The organism is Wenyingzhuangia sp. 2_MG-2023 (genome assembly GCF_030548295.1).
Classification (GTDB): Bacteria; Bacteroidota; Bacteroidia; order Flavobacteriales; family Flavobacteriaceae; genus Wenyingzhuangia.
Window position 1 is genome coordinate 50,572 of sequence record NZ_JAUOSB010000001.1, and the last position, 12,207, is coordinate 62,778.

Here is a 12,207-nt window from a genome sequence, read left to right on the forward strand (position 1 = left end):
TTTTAGTCTTGCAAAGCAAAAACTTTTTTCAACAACACAGAAGAACGCTCACTAATATTGGTTCTAATTTTTTGTTCTTCAATAGCAATCATTGTGTATACACCTTCCAAAGCTTTTTCCGTAACATAATCTGTTAAATCTGGATTTACTTTACTAATAAACGGTATTTGATTGTACTTTGTAATTAAATTTGTCCAAATTTCTGCTGCTCCTACTTTATCAAAAGACTGTTTGATTACAGGATTGAATGAAGCATATAATTTGTCATTGGTAACATTGGTCAAATACGTTGTTGCAGCTTTGTTATCGCCCATCAAAATATTTTTCGCATCGTTAAAACTCATTTGTTTTACAGCATCTACAAATATGGGTGTTGCTGTTTTCACAGCATCTTCAGCAGTTGCGTTTAAGGCAATCAAACCTTTGTCTGCCAAATCTCCCAAACCAAATTTCCGTAAAGTTTCATCTACTTTTTTCAATTCATCTGGCAATGCAATCCTTACCAAATCATTGCTATAAAAACCTTTTTCTTGAGTCAACTTACTTACCTCATCGGTAATTCCTTTATTCAAAGCCTCCTTCAATCCATTAGAAATGTCTAAGCTAGAAACTGGCTGTTCCATTATTGCTGGCAAACTCTGTACTATTTTATTCAATTCCGCACAACTTGTCAAAGTCAAAGCTAATGCCATTACTATAATTTTTTTCATATTTATTTATTTGATGAATGAATCTGTTTTTTTATTATAACCATAAGGGCAATGTTTGCAACCACTTTTACAGCAATAACCTCTTTTTAAATGGTATTGCTCCGTAAAAACCCTATATCCTTGTTCGTTTGTATAAAAATCTCCCTCTTCGGGCGGAATGTTTAGCATTGCCTTAAATTAACTATTGCCAAAAATAAATAAAGTGAAACATATAAGCTGTTCTAAAATGGTAAATAAACAATTAAAATATAGTCCTCATTTTCTTTTAGTTAATTTTTACAAATAAAGTAACTTTGTAGTTCAATACTACTTTATAATGAAAGATATTTTAGGCATCGCATTGAAAGCTTATTATTTTGACAAGAACACCAAAGACAAACTGTTGACAAATTCTTCTATCACAGAAGAAGATGAGTTGCCTCTTAACTATTTGTTACGATCTTACAAAGACATGCCTATTGTAGAACAAAAAGCGTTAGAACTTAGCAAAGGAAATGTTTTAGATGTAGGTTGTGGTGCTGGTAGTCACGCTTTGTACTTACAAGATAAAAACTTAACCGTAACTGCTATTGACATTTCTGAAGGAGCTATTGAGGTAGCCAAAGATAGAGGATTGAAAAATGCCAAAGTTACCAACATTTACAACCTTGATACCGACCAAAAACATGACACTATTTTGGTATTAATGAACGGAACAGGAATTTGTGGAAAATTAAATAACTTAGCTCCGTTTCTAACACATCTTACTAATTTTTTAACCCCAAAAGGACAACTATTGATAGATTCTTCAGACATTATTTACATGTTTGAAGATGAAAATGGAGACCACTGGATAGATGCTGCTCAAGATTATTACGGAGAAGTTCAATTTTGGATGAATTACAAAGACCACCAATCTGAAACTTTTGACTGGTTGTATGTAGACTATAATACTTTGCAACGTTGTGCTGTTTATAACGGACTAAATTGTGAACTAGTCGCCGAAGGAGATCATTATGATTATTTAGCAAAAATAACCAAAGCTTAACTTATGAAAAAATTAATACTTATTGTACAATTGATTTGCTGTGCTGGATTTAGTCAAAATAATTATCAATCAGAAATTAGAGTGCATAGAGAAGAATTAAACGACTATTTTAAAAACCCTAAAAAAAGTCCGTTACCCTCAAAAAAAATCAAATCCTTTAGTGGGTTACCTTTTTTTTCTATGAATGAAAAATACAAAGTAAACGCAAAGCTTAGCTACACCTTTAACAGCCCAATTATTTATATACCAAACACACATGGAGAAACAGAAGCATACCAACAATATGCCTTAGCTACTTTTACAATTGATGGCAAACAACTCACATTAAGCATTTACCAAAATTTGAGTTTGAAAAAGAAAAGAGGCTATGAGAATTACTTATTTATTCCTTTTACAGACAATAGCAACGGAAAAAATACTTATTCTGGCGGACGTTATATAGACACCACTATTCCAGAAAATCCTACTGGCTATATTACCTTAGACTTTAACAAAGCATACAATCCATATTGTGCCTACAACAAAAAATATGTTTGCCCTATTCCACCAAAAAACAATCATTTAGATATTGAAATTTTGGCTGGAGTTATGTATTAACAATGAAAAACCTAGAGCTGAGCTCTAGGTTTTTTTTGAAATATAAACGTAAAATACTTAATTAAACTCACTCGTTTTTATTTCATTTTTTCAACATCCACATAAAATGCATTACTAGGAGTTCCATTTTGCATATCAAAATAAGCCAAAAGACTTGTTTTTCCCTCCGGTACTTCCATTTCAATTACCGCAGCAGTTTCTTTGTTATCCACATCTACTTGAGCAACCTTATTTCCTATTTTTAAGAAAGCTTTAGAAAAACTCATTGCATTACCATCTATGATTGCTTCTGTATGTGAAGTAGCTTCTACTCCATCATTTGTAGCTGCACCTAATGCCAAACCACTTTCTTTTGGCCATCTTCTTAAATAGAACTTGTATTTTCCTCCTTCTACAAAATTAACGGAGAAAGATGCTGGTTTCATTGGTTTTCCTGCTCGAATCAATTGTTGATTCCATGGAGGATAAAAATCTACTGTTCTAGCATCATGACAAGTCAACACCTCATGCTCCTCTACTCCTAATTCAATAGTAGAATATTTTGTTTCCTTAATTACATCTGCCCACCATTGCTCATAGAAGGCATTCATTTCGGCAACTTTTTCTGGATATTCAGACGCAATGTTATTCTTTTGTCCTGGGTCTTTTTTAATGTTGTACAATTCTTCCCCTTTTATCAAACGCCATTCATCATCCATCACACAACTATTCTTACCTTTTACTGGCCAATTTACACGTTGTGTATCTGTTACTAAATACCTTTTAGGAGCTGGTTTTTTTCCCAATAAATAAGCACTAACATCTGTACCATCCATGGTTTTGTTAGACGTATATTGTTCTCCTATCAAACTTATAAATGTTGGTAAAACATCAACATGAGCTACTAAATTATCTAACGATTTTCCACCTGTCAATCCACCATTAGGCCATCTTACAATAAAAGGAACTCTGTGACCTCCATCATATTCACTACCTTTTACACCTTTCATATTGGCATTGTAACCGTGAACCTCTTTTGTTTTTGGGTCTGTTTTGTAACCTTTTGCAGTTCCATTGTCTGTAGTAAACACAAGAATTGTGTTATCTGCAATCCCTAAATCGTCTAACTTTTTTAATAATCTCGAGAAATTATCATCTACGTTGGTGATCATTCCATAAAAACGCTTTTGAGCTTCAATTAAACTTGTTTCATCTTTATACAAATCATAATATTCTTTTGGAACGTTGTAAGGACCATGAGGAGCATTTAAGCTTAAGTAACAAAAGAAAGGTTCTTCTTTTTTATCTTCTATAAAAGTCATTGCTTCATCAAACCAAATATCTGTACAATACCCTTCTTTTTTCTCTGGCTTACCATTTCTCATGTAGGTGTCATCAAAGTAATCGTTTTTCCAGTAATCTGGTGTTTGTCCAACTCCACCTCCACTGTGGTGAAATGCCACTTGAAAACCTCTATCTTCTGGTAAAAAAGGATGATTGTCTCCCAAATGCCATTTACCAAACATAGCAGTATTGTAGCCTTTTTCTTCTAGAACATTTGCCAAGGTTACTTCTCCTTTATTTAACATAGAAGCTCCCATAATAGTATGCCAAACTCCGTTTCTGTTACAGTTTCTACCCGTTAACAAACCTGCTCTTGTAGGTGCACAAGTTGTACCCACATGATAATTGGTTAAGTTCACAGACTCTGCTGAAAAATTATCTATAGTCGGTGTTTTTACAATTGAGTTCCCTGTATGACCTAAATCTCCATAACCCTGATCATCTGTAATAACTATAATAACATTTGGTTTTTTAACCGTTTGTCCTTCCTCTTGTTGTTTTGCTTTACAAGACACGACAACTGCTATTCCTCCTAATAAAAAACAAATTTTAAGGATATTATTCATCTTTACATTAAGATATTTTTTAATCTTCATAATGATATTTTATGTTTATAAATGTTTTTCCTACTATCTCTTGAATTAAAAGTTACATGACACTATGCCTTGGGTCTAGGTCTGGGAAAGATAAAAGATAAAAACACAGCGCATGTAACTATAATAATTTTAAATTACTATTTACTCAGGTAAAGTAGATTTCCAATTTTTCTAAAGTTTTTAAATTTCTTTTTTTTCTGGTTGACTTATTGACAAATCATTTTCTTTTTGATGGTCGTTAGCTATAATTATACAATTTAATATTTCGTTTATTTATAACACATATGTGATCTTAAGCAAAAGACAACTGCATATAAATGAGAACACTTATAACTTCACCTTCTTATTTGATTGATGTTAACTTTAACGCTTTTAATCTTGATGTTTTTACATCTCCTTCTACCAATCTTGTTGTAATAGAATGTTTTCCAGCAGTTTTAAACTCAAGTATTCCCATGTTATAATACACATACTTCTCTGTTGCTGCTTGTTGGTTTTGAACTATAATTCCCTCATCTGTTGTTGTTTTCCAAACCAATCTACCTTTACCACTATAAGACAATTCTATATAATAATATCCTGGTTCTTTTACATCAACTTCCCAAGACACACCTGCATTCTCTTTCCACTCACTTACTTGAAAAGCGTGCTTCCATTCCCCAAATTTCTCCATCCAACGGATTGTTTTTGCTTCAGCATTTTTTACAGTCGAAAACTCTGTAGTTAACTCTGTCTCTACATTTGGATACACTCCAAAAGCAGTATTGTCTGCTATCATTTCTTCTCCTTTTTTAACCTCTACTTCAATCACCGAAATTAAGGCCTCTGGAGCTTTAAAAGGAATCTCGAAAGTTACCCAATTATCTTTTCCTTGAGTAAATTCAATTTTTTGATCTTTTCCTTCAGGGTTTAAAATTTTAGCAGATTTAATTTTAGTTTTCAATCCTGGTAAATACAATTTACCATCTGTTGGCCATTCCGAAACGGCTAAATACATAGAGTTTCCTTTAGTGGTAACATCTCCCCAAGGCAACTTATAATCCCACGGAGAAGCTCCTGATGCATATACTACCTGAGGATATCTTTTTAACCATTTTCCTGTTTCTCTTAAGAATTCTGCTCCAATTTCTGGAACAATTCCCAACTCATTTGGCCCTACGTTAAATAAATAAGACCCTCCTCTTGCTACAGTTTCTACCAACCTACCTAAAATAACTTTAGGACTTTTAAAATTGTTATCATACCACGCATAAGACCATGAATCGTTATTTGTATCACATGTTTCCCACAAACCTTCTATACGCTTTGTTGGCACTTCCATATCTCCTACACTCGCATAATCACCCAAACCATAACCTACTCTACTACACATCATAGCTTTGGGTTGCAATTCTCTTACCATGGCAGCTAATTCAACAACGTATTTTTTTTCCATGTCTCCAGGAGTATCAAACCATACAAAGTCTATATCTCCATAGTTGGTACAAATTTCTCTTACTTGAGGCTTACATTTGTTGTAGAAATAATCTTTAAAAGTTGCTTCTTTACCATTTTTATCTGTCTTAGGACCTCTTGTTCCTCCAGGAGCTGTCCAATCTTGATTGTGTGAATAATAAAACCCAAACCCCAAACCTATTTCATGACAAGCATCAGCCAACTCATGCATAGGATCTCTTCCAAATGGTGTAGCATCTACAATGTTAAAATCACTTACTTTAGAATCAAACATCGCAAAACCTTCGTGATGTTTACTGGTAATTACAATGTATTTCATTCCAGCATCTTTGGCTAATTGTGCTATTTTTTTAGCATCAAACCCTGTTGGGTTAAAATCTTTTGCAATCTGCTTGTAATCTGCTACGGGAATCCCAGCCATTCTTGGATTCATAATCCACTCTCCAATTCCGTAATAAGTTTTCTCATTCCAAACTCCTCCTAAATTAGAAAACAATCCCCAGTGAATAAACATTCCAAAATTACTTTCATCAAAAAACTTTCCTTTTCCGCTTTTTAAAGCATCTACAGAAACACTAGTTTCTCCCCACATTTCCTCCATCCCTTTTTCTGTTTTCTCTTGGGAAAATGCGGTATTAGATATACATACTACTGAGGCAGCTAATAATATATACTTATTTATTTTTTTGAAATTCATTCTATATAATTTAAAAATTACCATTTACTTAACTATTAGCTCATTTTCTTTTTAGCTAAAAGAATTAACTAAGACAAAAATACCTATACAACAAACAAAAAGACTTTCTCTATTCCTCCATTCTATTGCTCAAATAATGTTTTCTTTAGTTAAAACGGCATTAAAGGTAAACAAAAAAGCCCCTAATCTTAACTTTGTAAAACTAGGGGCTTTTTTATAATTATTTATTAGTTATTCATAACCTTCATTTTGAATCCAACCATACTTTAAGTTGATTTCCATTTGCGCTTGTGGTATTGGCCATAACCATTCATTATCTGGCCATAAGATATCTCCTGAAAAATCGGTTGATGCAGAATTTAATGTACTAACTGAACCTTGTTCTTCTTCCCAAACAATGTTTATTGGACTTGTACTGTTTGTTAATCTATCTGTACGGATTAAATCGAATTTACGTTTGTATTCACCAGCCAATTCACATCTTCTTTCTTGCCAAACAGCTAATCTGAAATCTTCTTGAGATAAGTTAGGTGTTAAATCATCTAAACCAGCTCTATTTCTAATCTCGTTTATAGCTGCATAAGCTTCATTATTTGGTGCTCCATCTGCTTCATTTTGAGCTTCAGCATAAATCAATAAGGCATCTGCATATCTATATAATATGGTATTATTATCTGCATATCTAAAGTCTGAACCTTCAACTAGTGTTAAAACATCTGTATCAACAAATTTTCTAAACATAGGTTGTGTTAAGTATGTTGGTCCGTTAGGAACATCATACCTTGTCATGATATTAAAATCTCTTCTTTCGTCACCATCTTCATATGCATCATATAAATGAGGGGTTGGTAAATATATACCAGCATTATTAGTTCTAGGAAATTTTAATTGCTCAACTGTAAATTCATTTTCTAGGTCATTACCATCTTTATCATATAAAACAGGTACATCACTTGATTTACCCCAGTAATTTACACCATTATTAGAGGCTCTTCCTTCTCTAGTCATCCAGTTTCCTATTCCTGAAACAGGAAGGTAAGATATTTCTAACATAGATTCTTTTGAAAAAGTGTTGTTTGCATCCCAAGCAGTTCCATAAGCTGGAGCTGTTGCTGATGCTTCTAGGTTTAATGAGTGAGGTGAGTTATCTATAACGTCTTTAGCCATATCTCTTGCTAAAGCATAATTAGTAGCTTCTCCAAAAACAAATTCTCCAGTAGAAGTACGTCTTTTTCCTGCTCTTGTTAAATACACTTCTGATAAAATAAGCTTAGCAGTCCATTTTGTAATATGTCCGTCATGCAAACCATCAGAACAATGTTCTCCAGCAAAAAGTAAATCAGGAATAATAATTTCATCATAAATAACATTTACATCTGTTCTAGGTACTTCCCAATTGGCTGCATTTGTAATTAATGGCATATCTCCATAAGCTCTTACCAAATTGTAATAATAAAAACCTCTAAGCGCTCTTGCTTCTCCAACAATTAAGTTAACAACAGCTTCATCAATATCCATTTCAGAAGCATTTCTGATAACATCGTTTGCTCTTCCTATCCCAATCCACCAATCAAAATAAACATCATGGTTGTCATCAAATAATTCAAAAGAAGGTGTAACCGTATGTGTTGCCATAGGTGTTGTAAAAGTATTTCCTCTTTTACTAACAATGTCATCTGTATACAAGTCTATACACATCCATCGTCTACCATAAACATTAGCCATTCTTTCATAGACTCCATCTACTGCGTTTCTTGCATCTTCAGCTGTTTTGTAAAAATTTTCAGCAGCAATAAATGTTGGCGGTTCTTCCACTAAAAAATCACTACATGAAACAAATCCAAGTGAGATGAATAGAATATATACTGTTTTTTTTATTTTATTTTTCATAATATTTCTATAATTTTAATTTGATCCCCATTCTTATTGTTGTAGGTATAGGATATGCTCCATTATCATGTCCGATTGCTCTTGTAGCAGAACCTCTGATGGAAACATCTGGAGTGTATCCTGTATAGTTTGTCCATGTGTATATATTCGTTGCCGATGCATACAATCTTAAAGAAGATATGTTCAGTTTTTCTACTATGTTTTTAGTAAATGAATATCCTATAGTTATATTTTGTAAACGAAGAAATGAGCCATCTTCTATATATCTAGAGCTAAATATTGTCTCTCTGTTTTCTGTACTAACTCTTGGATAAATAGCACTAGGACTTTCTGGTGTCCATCTTTGAGTTGCAAGTGCCAACATTTGTCTATCAGCAAATTCTAATAACCTCATATTTTGAATAGCCGCAATTTCTTTTCCTATTTGTGAGTCAAAAAAGAATGAAAAATCAACATTTCCAATTTTAAAGGTATTTTGAAAACCTAAGGTAATATCTGGCTGAGCACGACCTATTACTTGTCTATCTGCTTCATTAAAATCACCACTATCATCTAAATCCTCGTATAGTTGCTCTCCTGGTCTTCTTTGAATGTCTGTAAAAGGAACTCCTTTATCAAAACCTTCTACAAAAGTATAGTCACCACGAGAAGGATCAGCATTATATAAAGCTATTTGATCTTGTTTTGTCAACCCTTGAAACTCTACAAAATCATCAAATTGTGCAATTGCTGTAGTTTGGTATCCATAAAAAGCACCTACTTCTTCACCAATAATCAAACGTTGTGTTCCTCCAGGAATATATCCAGGATCCCAACCGCTCTGAATATAATCAGAAGCCATATCTGTAATAATTGTTTTTCCTGTACCTAAATTCCCTTTTAATGTCCAAGAAAAGTTATTTTTATTAATAACATGAGCTGTAATATCCATTTCAAACCCTTCAGTCTGTAGTTGTCCAAAATTTTCGGTATAGGTAGCAAACCCAGATTGAATAGCAGCTGCATTGTCTGCAAATAAAATATCATTAGTTTCTTTTAAGTAATACTCAAAACTACCTGTTATTCTATTTTTTAGCAATCCATAATCTACGGCAAAGTTTAACTGACTTGTTGTTTCCCAAGTTAAGTTATCGTTTGGTATTTGGTTTGGACTATAGAATGTAGTTTGTGCTTCGTTAAAACCTGTTATACCAGCAGCATATTGATTTAGTGATTGGTAAGGTTGTATAGCTTGATTTCCAGAATATCCGAAACTAGCACGAAATTTTAATTCATTTATAAAATCTATTTTTTTCATAAAACGTTCTTTAGACATTTTATAAGCAATTGCTGCCGCTGGAAAAAATGCCCATTGATTATTTGCGGAAAACTTAGAAGCTCCTTCATATCTTCCAGTTAATGTTGCTAAGATTTTACTTTTGTAGTTGTAACTGATTCTACCAAACCAAGATGATAATGCAGTTTTAAAATAACCTACTTGATCAGGGTCATTAAAAGTAGCTGTTTCTGGAGCATAGTAAGTCAACAAATCATTAGGGAAACCAAAATTAGAAACAGTAATAGACTCTGACTCCGTAGTTTCTAGTGACTGACCTATAAATGCCGTAATGGTGCTCTTACCAATTTTCCCTTTATAATTTAATGTATTTGTAATAGTAGAACGTGTATTTCTTGAATCAGAAGTTTTAGCTCTACCACCCTCTGAAAATCTACCTAATAAATCATATTGATAGTATCGTTTAGCAGTAGTTCTATTTTGGTGGCTAAGTGCTGTTTTAAAAGTAAATTTTTTGTTGAACTTATATTCTAAGTTCATACTTCCAACAATCTGAGTCAATAAGTTTTCGTAATGATTTGCTTCTAATGAAGTTAATGGAGAAAAACCATCAAGTGTCTCAGCATCATCAGGATCCTCTTCTAAAAGTTCATATTTATAGTAAGGTGCTGCGTTAAAAGCTCTTCTTAAAGCACTTGTAGCTCCTTTACCATCATTACTTCCTGTGTTAATTGCCTTTTGATTAGAGGTTACATGAGAGTAATTAAAAGACGTTCCTAAGGTAATTTTTTCTGACACATTAGCCTTTAAATTAGCTCTAGTGGTTATTCTGTTAAGATCGGTTAATTTTACAATCCCCTCAGAACTTAAAACATTTGTAGATACTAAGTAATTAAGATCTTTATTTCCTCCGCTAAAACTAATGTTTGTGCTAGAAGATGTTCCTGTTTGTATTAATGTTTTTTGCCAATCTCTAGATTGTAATAAGCCAAGACGTGCTGAATCTAAACGTTGTGATGTGCTTTCTGCCACACCCACACTTACTTTAGCCTCGTTATTTAAAATAGTATATTCATTAGCATCTAATAATTCAATTAAGTTAGGAACTTGTATAATTGAATAATCCTGATCAATACGTATCACTCCTTTACCTTCTTTTCCTGTTTTTGTGGTTATTAATATAACTCCATTCGCCCCTCTAGACCCATAAATAGCTGTGGATGACGCATCTTTTAGAACCTCTATAGATTGAATATCTTCAGGATTGATAAGAGATAAAGGACTAATAGTAGCACTTTCTAAATCTTGATCTCCCAAACCTGGAGTACTGTTGTTATCCATTGGAACTCCATCTATAACATATAATGGTTCACTACTACTTAATGAGCTAAGCCCTCTAATAACTATAGAAGCTGAAGAGCCAGGAGCACCAGACGCTTGACTTACAACAACCCCAGCAGCCATTCCAGACAATGCTTGTTCTATACCTACGGCTCCTATTTTAGAAATTTCTTCTGCTTTAATAGAAGACACAGACCCTGTTAAATCACTTTTTTTAACCGTACCATACCCAACAACTACAACTTCATCTAATTCAGAAGTATCTACTTTTAATGATATCTTTAACGTAGTTTTCTTTTTCACTGAAACAGTTTGCGTAACAAACCCTAAAAAAGAAATTTTCAGCTTAGCTTCTTCATTTGAAACCTTGATTGTAAAATTCCCATCAAAATCACTAATCGTTCCATTTCTAGTTCCTTTTTCTAAAATATAAGCTCCTGGTAATGGAACACCGTCTGCATCTAGCACAACTCCTGTAATTATTTTAGAATTTTGCTGCGATAATGAAAAAGGAATTAATTCACTTGCTTTTACAACTGTAAATTGAATAAAAACAAAAAACATCGTAAAAAACAATGTCTTGCTTGGTTTTAAAAAAAATGGAAGCTTACTTCTCATTTTTTGTTTTTGTTCTCTCATAAGTAATTATAATTTGGTTAGTGTTAGCTGAATAATCATATAATGAAATTTCATGAGGTATTCTCTCAATAATCAAAATACACTATTCTCAATAAAAATTCTAAACATCACAAGCATTTTAAAACAAATACTCATTTATAAAAAAAATTCATTAATTTAATGCGAATATATTATCAACAACACAAAACACCGTTTCTTATTTCACTCGTTCTTTTACTCATTTCATGCATTAGCCTAAAGAATGCATAAATACTAGGTTTGTCAATACAAAATATTCAAAATCATCTTTAATTTTATACCCTATACACATTCTCTCACTCACTACGTATCCCATCCTTCTATCAATCCATTCTCAATTATCTAAAGTCATTTCTGTAAAAGTTACTCCTGTTAAGTTAGTACAATTTCTTTTGTAGTCTGTTTTTATCCTTTTTACAAACTATTTTCCCCTACCTCATCGTAAAACCTAGATAGAATTACTTTTTATAGATGCAAGCTAATTCTTTAAACAAGTAATATTACAGAATCAAACGGAATTCTATAGTACAAAAACACTTAACAATGAAGTTTTAATTCTTAATAAAACCAACACTTCTACAGCATTTTATTTTCAAATTTTTATTGTTAAAACAACCATCTGCTTAATTATAGCAAGT

8 protein-coding genes are annotated in these 12,207 nt (G+C 32.7%); 2 read left to right on the forward strand and 6 right to left on the reverse strand.

Annotated features, from left to right (window positions below):
- Positions 1-2 precede the first annotated feature (2 nt).
- Complete coding sequence (locus Q4548_RS00215) at positions 3-710, reverse strand: DUF4197 domain-containing protein (protein ID WP_303450000.1); 708 nt, start codon at positions 708-710, stop codon at positions 3-5.
- Positions 711-716: 6 nt separating this feature from the next.
- A complete protein-coding gene (locus Q4548_RS00220; RefSeq protein ID WP_303450003.1) occupies positions 717-878 on the reverse strand; it encodes a DUF5522 domain-containing protein in 162 nt (53 codons plus the stop codon).
- A 148-nt stretch (positions 879-1,026) separates the two neighbouring features.
- On the opposite strand from Q4548_RS00220, the gene Q4548_RS00225 reads away from it, so the two are divergent.
- Both Q4548_RS00225 and Q4548_RS00230 read left to right on the forward strand, forming a co-directional pair.
- Positions 1,027-1,737 carry a bifunctional 2-polyprenyl-6-hydroxyphenol methylase/3-demethylubiquinol 3-O-methyltransferase UbiG gene (locus Q4548_RS00225; RefSeq protein ID WP_303450005.1) on the forward strand — a complete coding sequence of 237 codons (711 nt, stop codon included), beginning with the start codon at positions 1,027-1,029 and terminating at the stop codon, positions 1,735-1,737.
- A gap of 3 nt (positions 1,738-1,740) precedes the next feature.
- The gene (locus Q4548_RS00230; RefSeq protein ID WP_303450006.1) at positions 1,741-2,334 is read left to right on the forward strand and encodes a DUF1684 domain-containing protein; all 594 of its coding nucleotides are present in this window, start codon (positions 1,741-1,743) and stop codon (positions 2,332-2,334) included.
- Positions 2,335-2,411: 77 nt separating this feature from the next.
- Here the strand turns inward: Q4548_RS00230 and Q4548_RS00235 are convergent, their stop codons facing one another.
- The 4 genes from Q4548_RS00235 to Q4548_RS00250 form a co-directional block, all read right to left on the reverse strand.
- Positions 2,412-4,253 (reverse strand): arylsulfatase, encoded by a 1,842-nt coding sequence (locus tag Q4548_RS00235; RefSeq protein WP_303450008.1) that lies wholly within the window; start codon positions 4,251-4,253, stop codon positions 2,412-2,414.
- A 343-nt stretch (positions 4,254-4,596) separates the two neighbouring features.
- Entirely contained in the window at positions 4,597-6,405 is a 1,809-nt protein-coding gene (locus Q4548_RS00240) for an alpha-L-fucosidase (protein ID WP_303450010.1), read from the reverse strand.
- 231 nt (positions 6,406-6,636) lie between these two features.
- Entirely contained in the window at positions 6,637-8,295 is a 1,659-nt protein-coding gene (locus Q4548_RS00245; RefSeq protein ID WP_303450014.1) for a RagB/SusD family nutrient uptake outer membrane protein, read from the reverse strand.
- Between the two features lie 7 nt (positions 8,296-8,302).
- Positions 8,303-11,530 carry a TonB-dependent receptor gene (locus Q4548_RS00250; protein WP_303450016.1) on the reverse strand — a complete coding sequence of 1,076 codons (3,228 nt, stop codon included), beginning with the start codon at positions 11,528-11,530 and terminating at the stop codon, positions 8,303-8,305.
- Between the last annotated feature and the right edge of the window lie 677 nt (positions 11,531-12,207).

What these genes read in the sequence shown, in the direction of transcription:
- Q4548_RS00220 (WP_303450003.1), bottom strand. Translation starts at nt 878, where the DNA reads ATGCTAAACATTCCGCCCGAAGAGGGAGATTTTTATACAAACGAACAA.
- Q4548_RS00235 (WP_303450008.1), bottom strand. Translation starts at nt 4,253, where the DNA reads ATGAAGATTAAAAAATATCTTAATGTAAAGATGAATAATATCCTTAAA.
- Q4548_RS00230 (WP_303450006.1), top strand. Translation starts at nt 1,741, where the DNA reads ATGAAAAAATTAATACTTATTGTACAATTGATTTGCTGTGCTGGATTT.
- Q4548_RS00250 (WP_303450016.1), bottom strand. Translation starts at nt 11,530, where the DNA reads ATGAGAAGTAAGCTTCCATTTTTTTTAAAACCAAGCAAGACATTGTTT.
- Q4548_RS00225 (WP_303450005.1), top strand. Translation starts at nt 1,027, where the DNA reads ATGAAAGATATTTTAGGCATCGCATTGAAAGCTTATTATTTTGACAAG.
- Q4548_RS00240 (WP_303450010.1), bottom strand. Translation starts at nt 6,405, where the DNA reads ATGAATTTCAAAAAAATAAATAAGTATATATTATTAGCTGCCTCAGTA.
- Q4548_RS00245 (WP_303450014.1), bottom strand. Translation starts at nt 8,295, where the DNA reads ATGAAAAATAAAATAAAAAAAACAGTATATATTCTATTCATCTCACTT.
- Q4548_RS00215 (WP_303450000.1), bottom strand. Translation starts at nt 710, where the DNA reads ATGAAAAAAATTATAGTAATGGCATTAGCTTTGACTTTGACAAGTTGT.